13 protein-coding genes are annotated in these 14,899 nt (G+C 34.6%); 7 read left to right on the forward strand and 6 right to left on the reverse strand.

The annotated features are described in order from the left end of the window. Positions 1-2: 2 nt before the first annotated feature. From ABYK18_RS04655 to truA, 4 genes are read left to right on the forward strand one after another with little or no spacing between them, the layout of a single operon-like run. Positions 3-680 carry a di-trans,poly-cis-decaprenylcistransferase gene (locus ABYK18_RS04655; protein ID WP_373035487.1) on the forward strand — a complete coding sequence of 226 codons (678 nt, stop codon included), beginning with the start codon at positions 3-5 and terminating at the stop codon, positions 678-680. Next, positions 680-1,495 carry an A24 family peptidase gene (locus ABYK18_RS04660; protein ID WP_373035488.1) on the forward strand — a complete coding sequence of 272 codons (816 nt, stop codon included), beginning with the start codon at positions 680-682 and terminating at the stop codon, positions 1,493-1,495. Before ABYK18_RS04655 ends, ABYK18_RS04660 begins: the two co-directional genes overlap by 1 nt. A gap of 2 nt (positions 1,496-1,497) precedes the next feature. Continuing rightward, positions 1,498-2,517 carry an LptF/LptG family permease gene (locus ABYK18_RS04665; RefSeq protein WP_373035489.1) on the forward strand — a complete coding sequence of 340 codons (1,020 nt, stop codon included), beginning with the start codon at positions 1,498-1,500 and terminating at the stop codon, positions 2,515-2,517. Between the two features lie 8 nt (positions 2,518-2,525). Beyond that, positions 2,526-3,236 (forward strand): tRNA pseudouridine(38-40) synthase TruA, encoded by a 711-nt coding sequence (gene truA / locus ABYK18_RS04670; protein ID WP_373035490.1) that lies wholly within the window; start codon positions 2,526-2,528, stop codon positions 3,234-3,236. Here the strand turns inward: truA and ABYK18_RS04675 are convergent, their stop codons facing one another. Beyond that, positions 3,237-5,249 (reverse strand): LTA synthase family protein, encoded by a 2,013-nt coding sequence (locus ABYK18_RS04675; RefSeq protein WP_373035491.1) that lies wholly within the window; start codon positions 5,247-5,249, stop codon positions 3,237-3,239. A 107-nt stretch (positions 5,250-5,356) separates the two neighbouring features. On the opposite strand from ABYK18_RS04675, the gene ABYK18_RS04680 reads away from it, so the two are divergent. Then, entirely contained in the window at positions 5,357-6,166 is an 810-nt protein-coding gene (locus tag ABYK18_RS04680) for an iron-binding protein (protein ID WP_373035492.1), read from the forward strand. An 8-nt stretch (positions 6,167-6,174) separates the two neighbouring features. On the opposite strand, the gene ABYK18_RS04685 is transcribed toward ABYK18_RS04680, so the two are convergent. Beyond that, the gene (locus ABYK18_RS04685) at positions 6,175-6,921 is read right to left on the reverse strand and encodes an ElyC/SanA/YdcF family protein (RefSeq protein WP_373035493.1); all 747 of its coding nucleotides are present in this window, start codon (positions 6,919-6,921) and stop codon (positions 6,175-6,177) included. Beyond that, entirely contained in the window at positions 6,921-7,574 is a 654-nt protein-coding gene (locus ABYK18_RS04690) for an alpha/beta hydrolase family protein (RefSeq protein ID WP_373035494.1), read from the reverse strand. Before ABYK18_RS04690 ends, ABYK18_RS04685 begins: the two co-directional genes overlap by 1 nt. Positions 7,575-7,730: 156 nt before the next feature. Here ABYK18_RS04690 and ABYK18_RS04695 point away from each other — a divergent pair, with 156 nt between their 5' ends. Further along, positions 7,731-8,468 (forward strand): hypothetical protein, encoded by a 738-nt coding sequence (locus ABYK18_RS04695; RefSeq protein WP_373035495.1) that lies wholly within the window; start codon positions 7,731-7,733, stop codon positions 8,466-8,468. On the opposite strand, the gene ABYK18_RS04700 is transcribed toward ABYK18_RS04695, so the two are convergent. From ABYK18_RS04700 to glyS, 3 genes are read right to left on the reverse strand one after another with little or no spacing between them, the layout of a single operon-like run. Continuing rightward, positions 8,465-9,586 carry an NAD(P)/FAD-dependent oxidoreductase gene (locus tag ABYK18_RS04700; RefSeq protein ID WP_373035496.1) on the reverse strand — a complete coding sequence of 374 codons (1,122 nt, stop codon included), beginning with the start codon at positions 9,584-9,586 and terminating at the stop codon, positions 8,465-8,467. The two genes, ABYK18_RS04695 and ABYK18_RS04700, sit on opposite strands and share 4 nt — an antisense overlap. Next, positions 9,579-10,667, reverse strand: a complete 1,089-nt coding sequence (locus ABYK18_RS04705) for an FkbM family methyltransferase (RefSeq protein ID WP_373035497.1) — start codon at positions 10,665-10,667, stop codon at positions 9,579-9,581. Before ABYK18_RS04705 ends, ABYK18_RS04700 begins: the two co-directional genes overlap by 8 nt. Further along, positions 10,660-12,678, reverse strand: coding sequence for a glycine--tRNA ligase subunit beta (glyS, locus tag ABYK18_RS04710; protein ID WP_373035498.1), 2,019 nt, complete (start codon positions 12,676-12,678; stop codon positions 10,660-10,662). The genes ABYK18_RS04705 and glyS overlap by 8 nt, the downstream gene beginning before the upstream one ends. Before the next feature lie 136 nt (positions 12,679-12,814). On the opposite strand from glyS, the gene ABYK18_RS04715 reads away from it, so the two are divergent. Beyond that, a complete protein-coding gene (locus ABYK18_RS04715; protein ID WP_373035499.1) occupies positions 12,815-14,791 on the forward strand; it encodes a methyl-accepting chemotaxis protein in 1,977 nt (658 codons plus the stop codon). The last annotated feature ends 108 nt before the right edge of the window (positions 14,792-14,899 follow it).

Genomic DNA, 14,899 nt, shown 5'->3' on the forward strand with positions numbered 1-14,899 from the left:
TAATGAATAAAGCTAGACATATTGCCATAATCATGGACGGTAACGGCCGTTGGGCGGAACTCAGCGGTAAAAAAAGAGTCAAAGGACATGAAGCAGGTGCCAAGGTAGTTAAAGAGATAACAACTTACTGCTCAAACAACCAAGATATAGAGAGACTTACACTATATGCCTTTTCAACTGAAAACTGGAAAAGACCACGTCTGGAAGTTGAGTTTTTAATGAAACTCTTAGAAAAATATCTTAAAAATGAACTTCCTGTTTATCTGCAAAATAATGTTCGTTTTGAACCGATAGGTGATATTAGGGCCTTTTCAAAATCACTTCAAAAGACTATAAAAGATGTAAAGGATAAAACTTCACATTGTGACGGTCTGGTCCAATCTTTGGCACTTAATTACGGTTCACAAGATGAGATACTTCGTGCTGTAAACAAGATAAAAGACTATGAAGGTGATATAACGCAGGAGATGCTGGGAAATGCACTTGACTCTAAACATAGTGTTGACTTGCTGATACGTACAGGCGGAGATCATAGACTCTCAAACTTTTTGCTTTGGCAGTCAGCATATGCAGAACTTTTTTTTACCGACACTCTCTGGCCTGATTTTACAACTGCAGAATTAGAAAAGATAATAAAAAGTTTTACAAAAATTGAACGCCGTTTTGGAGGGCTTAAATAGTGGAGATGCTAATCGCCTTTGTGTTAGGTGCAGTAATAGGCTCATTTATAAATGTTGTAATACTGAGAATACCAAAAGATGAAAGTGTAATCTTTGTATCTTCTCACTGTACATCTTGTGATACTCCGCTAAAACCTTGGCACAACATACCAATAATATCTTGGATTTTACTCAGAGGCAGATGTTCATTTTGTAAAACAAGCATATCTGCACAATATCCGATTATTGAAATCATATCAGGTTTGATATTTTTAACACTTGCAAGCAAGTTTACTTTATCTCTGCCTGGTCTTTTGATAGGACTTAGTTTTTTAATGCTTTTAGCTCTGTCTGTCATAGATTTCAGATACAAGATGGTTCCGGACTCTTTAAATCTCTTGGCTATGTTTTTTGCCATATTCGGTGCATGGAACTTAAGCGGAGTATTTCTTAATTTTCAAAATGCCCTGCTCTTTGCCGGTGGATTTACACTTCTTAGATTTGCACTTTCCTACTATCTGACATCATCAGTTTACAGAGCGGGACTAAAGACCAAGACTTCGTGGAATAAACACTACGACAGAACACCTTTTATAGAAGCTATGGGAGAAGGGGATATTATGGTGGCGGCTACTATGGGAGCACTGCTTGGTTTAAAACTTACTCTTGTAGCTATATTTTTATCTGCTATTTTGGCTCTTCCTGTTATGCTTTTACTTAAAAATAAATCAGCAGAGCAGCAAAGAGTTCCTTTTGTACCGTTTTTGGCAGTGGCTACTTTTATAGTCTATGTTTACGACTCTCCAATCTTAGCATATATTGAGGCAAATTATTAATCATGGATAGACTTAGAAAATATATTATCGACAACTTATACATGATATTTTTATCGATGTTTATGCCGCTTTTTGCCATAGCGTCTGTTATCTTCATGATTAAACTCGCAACCTATACTGCTATCATTCAACTAACGCTTTGGGATATGGTAAAACTATACCTGTTTGTGCTTCCCGAAATTCTTTTTTATACACTGCCAATTACTTTCTTTATTGCAGCCACTCTATCTTTGTTTAGACTCTCTACCGATAACGAGATGGTTGTTCTCTTTGCTCTTGGCATACATCCAAAATTCATTTTAAAAACACTTTTTAAACCTGCACTGTTACTTACACTGTTGCTTGGTTTTGATTTTTTGATTCTCTTTCCTCATTCTACAACACTCTCAAGCAACTTTGTCTCTTACAAAAAAAGCGAGGCAAAATTTAATCTGAGTGCTTCTGAGTTTGGGCATAGTTTTGGCAATTGGCTGCTCTATATAGGCAAAGACAATGAAAATGAAAGTTATTCAGACGTAATTTTATTTAATAAAAATAAAAAAGAAGAGATTATTATCAGTGCAAAAAGAGCAGAGATTATTAATAACGCGGGAATACTTAGACTAAAACTGATTAATGGAGAAGGATACAGCTACTCTAAGGAAAAATTCTCACAAATTGATTTTGACACCATGTATATAAATGATACTATGAAAACTGATTTGACAAAATATAAAACACCTTTGGAATATTGGTTGTCAAATGACAGACGAGAGAGTAAGACTCATATGATAATCACTGATTCTCTTTTGAGTCTATTTCCAATCATAAGTCTCTTTTTAGTAGTAAGTATTGGAGTTGTACATGTCAGACATCAAAAAGGAAGGATCTATCTATATCTGTTTTTGACTATTCTGATGTTTTACGGATCCACACTCGGACTGCAAAAACTTCTTGTCTACTACACTATTCCGATTATTGCATTTGTTTGGTTGATAGCAACTTATTATATCTACAGAAAAAGCATTTTGGCGAGGTTTTAGGAGTTAGGATGCGTTGTGCTTTAATACTCGCTTACAATGGTACAGACTTCTTAGGCTCACAATCACAAAAAAATTCAGCTAATACTATTTTAGGAAATCTTGAAAAAGTATTATCACAACTTGGTATAAATTATAAGATTGTGGCATCAGGGCGAACAGACAAAGGTGTCCATGCAACCGGTCAGGTTTGTCATGTCGATCTTCCTGAGTTTTGGGATGATCTGGCAAAACTAAAAAGAGTCGCAAATGAGATGCTGCCTCCAAGCATCCAAATAATAGCCGTTAAAGGAGTGGACGCAGAATTTCACGCGAGATACAGCGCTAAAAAAAGAGTATATAGATATATCATCAAAGAATCAAAAAGTAACCCTTTCGAAGATGGCTTTGTTACATTTTTAGACTCGGTTGATTTTGAATCAATCCAAAAAAATATAAAACTCTACATCGGAGAACATGACTTTGTCAACTTTATGAAAACAGGCAGTGACACAAAAAGCAGTGTAAGAGAGGTTTACAAAGCCTTTGCTTACAGATACAAAGGCTACATTGTGTTAAATTTTGAGGCAAACGGCTTTTTAAGAAGTCAGATCCGTCTTATGGTTGGAGCACTTTTAAAACTAGACGCAAAAGAGTTGCAAGAACAACTAGAGTGTAAAAAGAGATACAAAGTAAAACCAGCGCCTAGCAACGGGCTTTACTTAGCCCGTATTAAGTACTAATTACTTAGCATCTTCTTGCTTGTTAAAGTATGGAATATACTTGGCAGTCTCATAAATCCCAAAAGTAAGATCTTTCATCTTCTGAGTAAGTTCTTTGTTTTCACTTGAATGATCTTTTAGAGGAGTTTTGCTTTGCATATCATATAATCCCCAACCCGTACCGTCTGCTCTAGTTTTAAAGTAATACTTCTCTCCAACAAGACCAAGCATAGGGTTTGAATTGTGCTGAATTGTAAAAGCATACCTTTTATCGTCGTATGACTCATCAAAAGCATCACGTCCCAATGTTGTAGCAGTATATGAGATATTTGCCATAGATGCTATAGTTGGAAGTGCGTCTACTTCACTTATGACTTTTTCAAAGACTTTTGGCTCTTTTATAAGCGGTGAATAAATAACAAAAGGAACTCTGTGAGATCCTAAGCTAAGGTTTGAACTGCTTTCTCCAACATATGTATGTTCTCCCGTACTTCCGTCAATGCCATGGTCACCCCAAAATATAAAAATTGTATTTTTATAATAGTTACTTTTGCGGGCCAACTCCATAAAATAACCAACTGAGTAATCCATAAACCTAAATGAATTATACTCTTTTACAGAGTGAAAACCATACTTAGTTGCCTCTTCTTCACTTATGTCAGTTCTTGGCTCATAACCATAACTATTATCAGGAATTGTATATGGTCTGTGATTTCCTGAAGTCTGAATAACTGATAAAAATGGCTCTTTCATAGTTAAAAGAACTTTATTGGCTTCACGAAAAAGATCTATATCTGAAATACCCCAGACATCAGTGCGTGAGGATGAATAGTCATCTTCTTCAAAAAGTTTTAAACCATCTAGTGATTGGTTTAGCATACCGCGTATATTTCCCCACGAAGCTGAACCGCCAATGAAGTAAGACTTTGTATAGCCTTTAAAGTCCTGTGCAATACTATGCTGATTTACAATCAGAGGATTACGACTTGAAGTCCCCTTTAACTCTACATCAGGCAAGCTTGTAACGGTAGTATATATAGAACGAGCTGTTCCCGTTGATGGTGTAAAGTAGTTTTTAAAGAAGTAGCCATTTTTAGCCAACTCTGCCATATGAGGTGATGGGTCTAAAGGATTTCCCGATACGCTAGACTTGTAAGATGCAAAAGATTCTAAGATGACTATAACAATATTTGGTTTGTTTCCTACAGGATGCTTGGGAGTTATGTTTCTATGATAATTCAAATTCTTTGCATCTTTATTTTTCACACCAACATAATCAGCTATAAGAGAATAGTACTTTTTTACTTCTTTTTTATCATAAGAGACTCTTCCGTTTTTCCAAGTATCAAAGAAGTAATGTATCGGATTGTAAGTTAGTTGTGTAGCAAATGGATGTTTTGAAAATGCAGCATCGCTCCAGCGAAGCGGATACTGGGAAAACTTGCTATATCCTCCTACTAGCAATATAAAAAATGAGACAAAACCAAATATCACTCCTTTCTTTATGCTTATGTTTGCATCTTCTTGCTCTGAGACACGAACAAAAAGTTTGTGTGTAAGATAGATAAAAGTAATACTTGTGAAGGCAATACCTATAGATATCCATACAACAGGATAACTCTCCCAAACCATTTCTGTTGAGATATCAAGGTTTTCCAAAAATCTTAGAGCGGTAAAATCAAGTCTTGTGCTTAAATAAGAATAATGTCCAAAATCAAAAACATAAAACATAAGATAAAAAGCAAATACAGCACTAAGGTAAACCAACCAGAAGTATCTAAAAAAGTTTTGCTTAAAAGGACTTAACCACTTAATACCGCCAAGGAAAAAAAACGGTAAAACCATAAGCACTACCATCCTAAGATCAAATCTAAAGCCAAGCCACATAGACTTTATAAAGTCACCCATGATAAGAGGAGATGTCGGATCATTAAAAGTTATATAAAAAGCAACGCGTAGAAGAACATAAAGCAGCGTCAAAGAAGGAATAAAAATCAGTAAAAATCTTAAAAGTTTGGGAAGTTTTAAAAACATATAGGTGAACTCTCTTTGTGTGTAAAAAAATATAATGGAATTCTACTATTATTTTAGTTACCATTAGATTAACAAAAATATATAAAAAATATGAAAAGGAGAAGACAATGAATAAGGTTTATCAGAAAAAACATGAGTTATGGCTAAGCATAACGTTCGCTTCTTTTGCGATTAATGATGAAGAGATTAAATCTAGACTCTATGACTTTTCTCAAATAGCATTTAGGCATATGAAATGGTTAGCTGCGGATATTCTTTCTAATGCAGATAATTACAACTACGATAGAGATATGATGCTTTACAAAAAAGATAATGTTTTTGATATCTTAGAAGCTTTAGTAAAAGAGGTTGAGAGCATCCAAAGTGTTTACGGTAAAGGCATCCTTGCAGATAGAATCAAGACTGACGATACTTATCTTCTTGAATATCTTGCGCAGGTTCTTAGAAGCGAATCAAAAAACAAACCTGTCACTGCCTTTAATATGAAAAGAGAATGGTTGGATAAAAACCTTGAGCAAGACCAGATAGACGCACTTACACTATTTTTATTTGAAGAATCATACAAAGAGTATGAGCTTATACTAGTTTATGCATATATGCAGGCAAGGACAGAAGATATTACTCAATACAATGTCTTTCAAGATTTAATAGATGAATCACATTTTCACCTAAAATCTTTTGGAGACATGATGGCAAAATTAGGTATCTTAGCACTTCCACGAGAAGTTCATGAGACGACTTATGTCATAAAAGATTTAAAACAATTTGTTATAGATGGAATAGCAGAAGAAGAAGCTGCAAAAGTTATGTGCAAAGAGTTAAGTGATGCTATAAAAGATGAGGAACTATCGAAGTTTTTTGATTTTATAAACTATCAGGAAAGTTATCACATAGAGTTGATGAGAAAGCTGCTTTAGCTTCTCATTTAACCCCTAAGCTTACTCCATAAAATACCCCAGTATTCATGCATCGCAAGTTCAGATTTTTTAAATGAACCCATAGTAGGAAATCTTAAAAAACCTCTAAATTTATCTTTATAAAAAGCAGTTGGAGCTGCTATTGGTTTAAGACCCAAAGATTTAAAGAGCTTCATTGACCTTGGTATGTGACTTGCACTTGTCACTAAAACAAAACTTTCATTACCTACTAATTTTTTTGTAAAGTATGCTTCTTCTTGTGTATCTTTTGCATCTTCTCCAAGAATAATATCTTCTTCCTTAACACCAAGAGCAATAGCAAGTTTTGCATTCATCTTTGCTGTCGAGATATCTTCTTCACCACCATAACCTGTAAATATTAACTTTGAGCCTTTAGTATGTCTGTGAATTATTATCCCTTCCAATACTCTTTTAATTCCTCCATCGCCAATTTTAGAAGAAAGAGGTTGTGATTCATCACCATTATGTCCACTTCCCAGAACATGTATATATTTTACTTCGTACTTATAGTCGTATTTTGGATATTGATTTTCAAGATTTGAAATTAAAAAGTTTGCAAACGGAGGATAAGAAAACAAGAACAATAATCCAAAAGCCAGAGATAAAAAAATCTTTGATAATCTCTTCTTTTTCATTTTTGAAAAAATAAACCAAATTATAAAAAGTGAAAAAACCATTCCATACGGTTCAATAAAAAAAGTTATAAACTTCTTTAACATAAATCCAAATTCCATTATAATAACACTCCATTTATCTTATTGCTTACTTCGGAGTTCCAAAGTAATTCTTTATGTGTTAAATATTCAAACTCTTTATAATAAACCAAGTTTTTTATACTATTTTTTAGATTTCTACTATTTTGTATGGAAATCAACTCATCCCTTTTGCTTGAAAAGATATATATAGGTGCTTTTATATCCTTAACAAATTCAATATTATCAAACTTATATCTAATCAGCCAAGACGGAACTACCCTATACTTAGCCTTTGCTATAGATGCTATTGAATCAAAAGCTCCTACTAAAAAGAGTCCCAAACTTTTATGCGAAGTTGCAACGGATGCAGCGACACTTGCCCCAATAGAAAAACCTAAAATATAAAAATCACCGTAGTTCTTTTGAACTATCTCAGCTATTTTTTTTGCATCTTCTAAAATATTTTTCTCATTTATAACACCAGCGCTTCTTCCGTAAGAGCGATAATTAAATGTTATGATTCTGCTGTTTTCAAACCGAGATGCCAGCCTGTTTATCAGACCTACACTGTCATGTTCTTTCCCACCAAAAAACAAAATAGTGTTTTTTGCATCTTGAGGTTCATACGCAACACCTTCGAGTTCGATTCCATCATCAGTCGTTATGCTTAAAATCTCACAATTCTCATTCAATTCTCCATCACGATAATATACGGGAGAAAAAATTACAAAATATTGCCACTTATATAAAGCAAATATTATTATTAAAAATGTAAAAAACAAAAACGCTATATAAATCATGTCGAGAATTATAGTACAATTCCAATAATTATTACAGGATTATTATATATGCAGATATTTGGAAAATTTTCGACAAACTTTGATATGGACTATTTGGTAGAACATTATATCTACCTAAACGAGAGCGATGATGACAAAATCACGATAGATGATTTAGAAAATATGCTCAAGAAAAAAAGAAAGACGGTAGCCGGGACAATATTTTTATATAACCCTGAGACAAGTCCCGTTGGTTACAAACTTAGCCGATTTTTACAAAATGAAGGTTTTGATAAATATGATGAATTTGTTCCTTTAAATGAAGATGCTATGAGTTATGTACTAAATGCCGGGTTAAAACATGAATATAAAGGCAAACTTATAGAGATAAAATACTTATTTAATCTAAACAGAGAAAACATCGAACCTACGCCAATTCTAGAAGAGTTTGATGCGGATTTAGACAAATTTACTTCCAACCAGCTTACCAGATATGATAAGCAGTTAAACTATCTTGACATACCAAACATCAGACTGAGCGGAAAGTTTGTATTTTTTGGATGCGGTCATAAATATGACAGACACCATAAAGCCATTATTGCGTATGCAAGGGCACTTTCAGAACATGTTCAAAAATTGGATAAAACAGTAGTATTTATGCATGATAATAACTGCGATGCAGATGAAGCACTTGAAACCGCTTACTTTCTCTCACCATTAGCAACAGGTAAGGCAAAAGAAAAAAGAGCAAACAGCTTTAAAGATGCTTTTAGAACAAATCCTCCGACTATACAAAAACTCTCTTAAACCAGCTTCCTAGCCCATCTTGCAAAGAGCCTTGCAGGACTAAGCTTCTCGTTTATTTTTTTACCGTTTAATATATGTTCACTAAGCATCTTCGCCAAATAAGGTGCTAAAACAAAGCCATAACCGCCATTACCGTTAATTATGTAAAGATTCGGATAATATGTGTATTCATCATAATTTGGCTTTTTTGTTTTAAAACAAATATCCTTAGAAGCCAGTGTCTCTTTGGATAGAACAATTTTTCCTATAAGAGGCATATAATCAAACGAACCTGAACGCAGTCCTGTAAAATCTCTTATAACATCAACATTACCCAGTTTCATAGTCATACCTGCTTTTTCAAGTAACTCCGCTCTGGCCTTTTGCAAATCATAAGGCTCGGATGCACTCTGCGGATGATAGTGAACGTTATGCGTGGCTCCGATAGCAAGTTCACCGCTAGAACTAGGAGATATTGATACATTTTGATGAAGAGAGTAAGGATTGTCAGTTGAAGTTTTTATATCTATACGATGTCCCCACACACCGCGCAGTTTTACATACGGCTCTTTTATAACAGACTCATACGCACCTGTAGCTAAAAGAACACTTTTGGCACTGTATGTATCGTTTATAATCCACAAACCTTCATCATAGACAAGAGTTTCAACTTTTTGCTCTACATACTTTGCACTCTTACACATGGCTTTACACATAGCCTGTGCGTTAACAACTCCTGCATCTATACAAATATGCTCATACTCTCTTGCATGCTCTGATAGAGTACTTAAAAAGCTCTGTGACGGCTCTTTTAATTCTAATGATGTATTTTGTTTATATTGCTTTAATATCTCTGATGACTCTTCATCTTTTGCGATATGTAAAAGCTCGGTTTTTGTAAAAAGTTTTGGGAAATTCTTCTCATAAAACTCCATACTGTAGACAAAGGCATTATGAAGAAGCTCTTTTAACTCTCCGCCTTTAGAGAACTTTGGAGCTATAAAAGCACCAGCGGCACCACTACCGCCGCTTGCAATTCCATCCATATCAAAGATAATTACCCTTTTACCTGCTTTGGCAAACTCATGAGCTACACTTGCGCCGTTAATGCCTGCACCGACAATTGCCAGATCATACATCTGTTGGCTTCTTTGGTATAAAGTAAAGGACACTCTCAAATATACCTTCCATATAATGTCGCAGATAAACCTTATAATCACTCTCGATAGCCAATACCTTTTGAGGTATCTTATACCAGTCTTCTGCTTTATGATAGATGCAAACAGCCAAAACAGGCTTATACTTCTTTATGGTCTCTTTTGCACCATCTATAGCATCTTGTTCTGCACCTTCTATGTCCAGCTTTATAAAGTCAACTTTATCTTTTACTATATTGTCAATAGTGTTTATATTAGTTGCCTGATAGTTATGGTCACAATTATTTTGAGGCTCATCTTGGTTTGCAGTGTTTAATTCTTCACAAAAACCCAAGCCGCAGTTTATAAATTCTATATTCTTTATATCTGCAAAATCTCTTTTGGCTATATTTATGTGCAACTCATTTGGCTCGACTGCATAAATCTTTTTGTAATCCGGAAATTTTTTTATTATCTGAGGAATTGTATCACCGACATATGCACCGCCGTCTAAAAAACATATGTTTCTTATCTCAGGTATTATCTCTTTATCAAAGTATTGTCCGTCATGGTTATTTGTAAAGCCCTGCATAAAGTCCAAGTCAAATGAAATCTTAAAGTTTATCACTTTTGTAAATACCTCTTTTGACTCTTCATCTTCAAGCAAGTCATACAGGTAGGCATATTCCTTCTGGTGTTTTTTAAAATCATCTTCAAAGTCAAGCATGAACGGAGGTGCACTCAAGTCCAGTTTTGAGTATCTGAAAAATGACAGGTAGTTAAAGTTGGTATAACCATTGGCATCTAGAGTATTCTTTACTTCTAATGGACTACCTGTTGAAACAGATAGAATTATAGAGTCTTTTGGGACTTCATAGATGCTGAGTACATCTTTTTTACGAGAGCGTTGAACTCTGGTAAAATCATCTATTATACCATCCACTTCTACATGTTTTAAGAGTGCTTTTGTAAGGGAGTTTATACCGAGAATATATTTTTTTACGGGAGTTTTTGGAGACAGGAAAAGCTCTGTGAGTCTCCTATCTTTTTCGTTGACGTAGTTGAAGTCTACTAGATTAAACACTGACTTCTTTGATGTCTGCAATATTTAAAATGCTTTTATAAATAGATGCTACTAAAGCTTTTCTGTTGTTTTTTACGGCTTCATCTTCTGCGTTTACCATTACATCTTCAAAGAACTTATCAAGTTCAGGTTTAAGACCTAGAAGTGCGTCCAGCTCTTCTTCATAAGAGTCATATGTTTTTACAGATACACTCTTATATGCTTCAAAAAGGGTCTCTTCTGATTTATCTTCAAACAGTTTTGCATCTACACTCATATCCTGAGAAAGGTCGATATCTTTAGTGATGTTTGCAACACGTTTAAATGTTGAAAAAGACTCACTGAAACCTTCTGCGTTTGCTATTGAATCAAGAGCAGATATCTTTTTGCCGATAGCGACTATTTCTCTCTCTCCTGATGCTAAAACAGCTTCGACTATAGAAGGGTTTACCTTATAGAACTGTTTAACACGCTCCAGGAAAAAGCTCTCTAACTTTTGCATATCTATCTCAGCATATTCAGATGCCAACTCTTTCATAGTCTCAACTATGTCAAACTTCATATCATATTCTGAAGTGATTCTGATAAGACCGTTTACGGCACGGCGAAGTGCAAACGGATCACGTGAACCTGTCGGTATCTGATTTACACTAAAAAGCGCTAAAAGAGTGTCTAGTTTTATACTCATAGCGACTATTGCACTCATTGGAGTCGATGGCAAATCACTCTCTTCACCATCGGGAAGATACTGCTCTCTTATACAAGTTGCTACTTCTTCTGTTTCACCCTGCTCTAGCGCATAGTAAGCACCCATAAGACCTTGAAGTTCTGTAAACTCATAGACCATCTCACTTGTCAAATCCGCTTTAGCCAAACTAACAGCTCTGTCTAAATCTTCTTTTTTAGCATTTGGTTTATACAAATCAAAAAGTCTCTGAGCTATTTTTGCTTCTCTTGTTATCTTGTCTTTTACACTTCCAAGACCTTTGAAAAATGCTGCTTTTTCAAGACCGTCTGTACTCAATCCGCGTTTTAAGTCATTGTCATAAAAGAAAAGTCCATCAGCCAAACGAGGACGAAGAACTCTCTCATTTCCTTCAATCACTTTGGAAAAATCATCCGTAAGCGCGTTTGAGACCACAACAAATTTATTGACAAGCTTGCCGCCTTTAAATACAGGGAAATATCTCTGATGCTCTTTCATAGAAGTGATGATAACTTCAGGAGGAAGTCTTAAAAACTCTTCATCGAATGTGCCAAGAAGTGCTGTAGGATGTTCAGTAATAGCTACGACTTCATCAAGCAAATCAGCATCTACTTCTATATTGATTCCATTATATTTTTCTAAAGATGCAAAGTTTGCTAAAATATCTTCTCTTCTTTGTTCCTGAAAAAGTGTAACTCCGCCCTCTTTTAAAACATCAAAGTACTCTTTAGCACCAGAGATGCCAACAGAGTCAAAGTTAGAGATGCGATGAACAAAAGTCTCTTTTTTAGATTTAACACCAAAAAGTTCCACATCTACAAGCTCGTCATCCAAAAGTACGTTTACCCAGCGGATAGGTCTGATAAAGCTTTCGTGAGCACTTCCCCATCTCATAGACTTGCCAAAATCAAGTGAGTTAATCCATGTGTTTATAATCTCGGATAAAAGTTCGGCAGACTCTTTACCTTTTACATATTTTTTGTAGTAAAGAACTTCTTTACCGCCTTTAGTACCTGTAGAAATCTCATCAAGTGAAACACCGCATTTCTTGGCAAAACCCATCGCGGCAGGTGTCGGCTCACCATCTTTATATGCAACGGCAATAGGCGCACCGAAGAACTCTTCTACACTGTCAGGCTGATGAGTCTTAAACTCCCTATGCCAAATAACCAGACGACGAGGAGTATAGTAAAATTCAAACTCACCCAAAAGTGAGTTCGTCTCTAAAATATCGACATATTTTTTCTCAATATTACTTAACTCTTTTAAAAGTGGAACAGCCGGAAGTTCTTCAACACCTATCTCAATCAATAACGGTTTTAACATATTTGTACTCTTTAATTAAATTAGCGCGATTTTATCTACTTTTTGGTTAAAGAGTTCTTTTATTACGCAAGTGTATTTCAAAAAGAATGTAGTCATTTCTTGACTATATTCTTTTATTAGAATCAAAGCATTATTCATGTACTATTCGCACCAAAAAAAAACATCACATAAGGTAACCATGCTAAAATTTCTTAGAAAATTCAAGATTAGTACAGCTTTTTCACTAATCATTTTTATAACCATTGTTGTAGTGACTACGGCAGCTTATTCCAAACTTTATAATGAAAACAAAAATGAGTATACCAAAAACCTAAGAACAAAGGCAGAGTCTATACTTAACTTTGCGGGTGTATTGCTTGAAAGCAGAAATGAGAAGTTTTTCAGCGGAGAATCTCCTGAAATCCCGCAAGTAATCCAAAATGAAGTTTTTAAAAGATTTACAGATATATCAGAAGGAAAAGTTTTCTTTAAACAAGCTTCCAAAACGCCAATGCTTGAGAGAAACAAAGCCGTTGATTATGAAGAAACCATGATAGACTACTTTTCAAATAACAGAGACGTTAAACAAAAAGAAAAATTTGTTGTAGAAAACAATAAAGACTACTACATACTAGCCCGCCCTATCGTCGCTGAAGAAAGATGTAAGATGTGTCATCCAACTTGGACACCGGGAAATATCATTGCTGTAGAAGATGTAAAAATCGACCTTGTAGATTATAATGCAGTTTTACAGGACAATGTGTTTTTAATGGGCTTAAACTGGTTTTTAAACATTGCACTGGTTCTTATTGTAATTCAGCTGTTTTTTCATTATGAAATAACCAAAAGAGTTAAAAGAGTGCTTGATGTAATTTTTAAAATTGAAAACGGTAATTTTGTTTTAGACAAAGAACTTGAGGGAGAGTTGACTCCGAATGATTCTACAAAAAATGAATTTGACAGAATTATAAGACACCTTAAAAAGACTGCAGACAGTCTTCAACCTGTTATTCAAAATGTTGTGCAACAGTCTAAAGACATCACATTCAATGCTTCTTATGCGACCGTAAAAGTTGATGATAACTCAAAAATGGTCGAAGAACAAAACAATGTTGTAAATAAATCAATAGAGTTTATAAACAGCGTCAGCCATTCTAATGAAGAACTGTTAGAGAATATGAAAACTTTAAAAGATGACTCTCAAAAATCTATCCGCAGTGTAGACGACGGTAAAGAGATGTTAACTTCAAACATGGAAAGTACAGATAAAGTTTATCAATCAATTGAGAAAACCGTAGATTCTGTTGAGGGACTTAGAACTCTCTCAGAAGAAGTATCTAGTGCTATCGGTGCTATTTCAGATATTGCAGAGCAGACAAACCTACTTGCTCTCAATGCTGCAATCGAAGCAGCTCGCGCAGGAGAGCATGGTCGTGGATTTGCCGTAGTTGCCGATGAAGTAAGAAAGCTGGCTGAAAAATCACAAAACAGTGCAAATGAGATAAAAGGTGTTATAAGTTCTATTGAACAAAGTATAGGTGACGTTACAAGCGATACTGAGGCCACTAAAGACATCTTCTCGGAACTAAGAGAAAAATCTGAGCATCTTGAGAATAATTTTAATTCTATTGAGGCTACTCTTCACACAACAATTGACTCAATAAACAACTTTCAAAAGAAATTTGACATACAGTTAGAACAATTAAAATCAGTTTTTAACGGCTTAAACAGTATTGGTGAATATTCTAATGCTTCACTTAACAACTCAAAAATATTAGATGAGACAATTATAGAGATTATGAATGAGAGTACAAAACTAAAAGCGCTTAGTGATGGTTTTCAAGCAGTACTAAATAAAAGAGATGTAGATAGAAGTATAATCTCTCCTCCAGAAAAATGTTTGGTTCAATCTAATAGTTTTAGTGAAGAAGCTTATCTTTTTGACGCTAATGACAGCGGTGTAGCATTTTATTTTATGGATAAAAATATAAATAACACATCCATTAACGGTGAAAATATCACCATAAAATTCTCTAGTGACATTCACAATAACATAGCAAATAGCAGATATCAGATTGTTTATGCCATAGACAAAGGAAACAATAGAATCTTCTGCGGCGCTAAGACTTTATAGGCATTTATAAAATTTTTCTTAAATAAGACAAATAAACTCTTATTTATGTTTTAGTAAATGATTATGAAGTTACAATATCACTATAAATTAAAAAACAAAAGGAATCCA

Origin of the sequence: Sulfurimonas sp. (assembly GCF_041563495.1) — a bacterium.
Lineage (GTDB): Bacteria > Campylobacterota > Campylobacteria > Campylobacterales > Sulfurimonadaceae > Sulfurimonas.

Bases quoted from the DNA above. Each gene is read 5' to 3' on its own strand.
- ABYK18_RS04655 (WP_373035487.1), top strand. From the start codon at position 3: ATGAATAAAGCTAGACATATTGCCATAATCATGGACGGTAACGGCCGT.
- ABYK18_RS04665 (WP_373035489.1), top strand. From the start codon at position 1,498: ATGGATAGACTTAGAAAATATATTATCGACAACTTATACATGATATTT.
- truA (WP_373035490.1), top strand. From the start codon at position 2,526: ATGCGTTGTGCTTTAATACTCGCTTACAATGGTACAGACTTCTTAGGC.
- ABYK18_RS04675 (WP_373035491.1), bottom strand. From the start codon at position 5,249: ATGTTTTTAAAACTTCCCAAACTTTTAAGATTTTTACTGATTTTTATT.
- ABYK18_RS04680 (WP_373035492.1), top strand. From the start codon at position 5,357: ATGAATAAGGTTTATCAGAAAAAACATGAGTTATGGCTAAGCATAACG.
- ABYK18_RS04685 (WP_373035493.1), bottom strand. From the start codon at position 6,921: ATGGAATTTGGATTTATGTTAAAGAAGTTTATAACTTTTTTTATTGAA.
- ABYK18_RS04695 (WP_373035495.1), top strand. From the start codon at position 7,731: ATGCAGATATTTGGAAAATTTTCGACAAACTTTGATATGGACTATTTG.
- ABYK18_RS04700 (WP_373035496.1), bottom strand. From the start codon at position 9,586: ATGTATGATCTGGCAATTGTCGGTGCAGGCATTAACGGCGCAAGTGTA.
- glyS (WP_373035498.1), bottom strand. From the start codon at position 12,678: ATGTTAAAACCGTTATTGATTGAGATAGGTGTTGAAGAACTTCCGGCT.
- ABYK18_RS04715 (WP_373035499.1), top strand. From the start codon at position 12,815: ATGTACTATTCGCACCAAAAAAAAACATCACATAAGGTAACCATGCTA.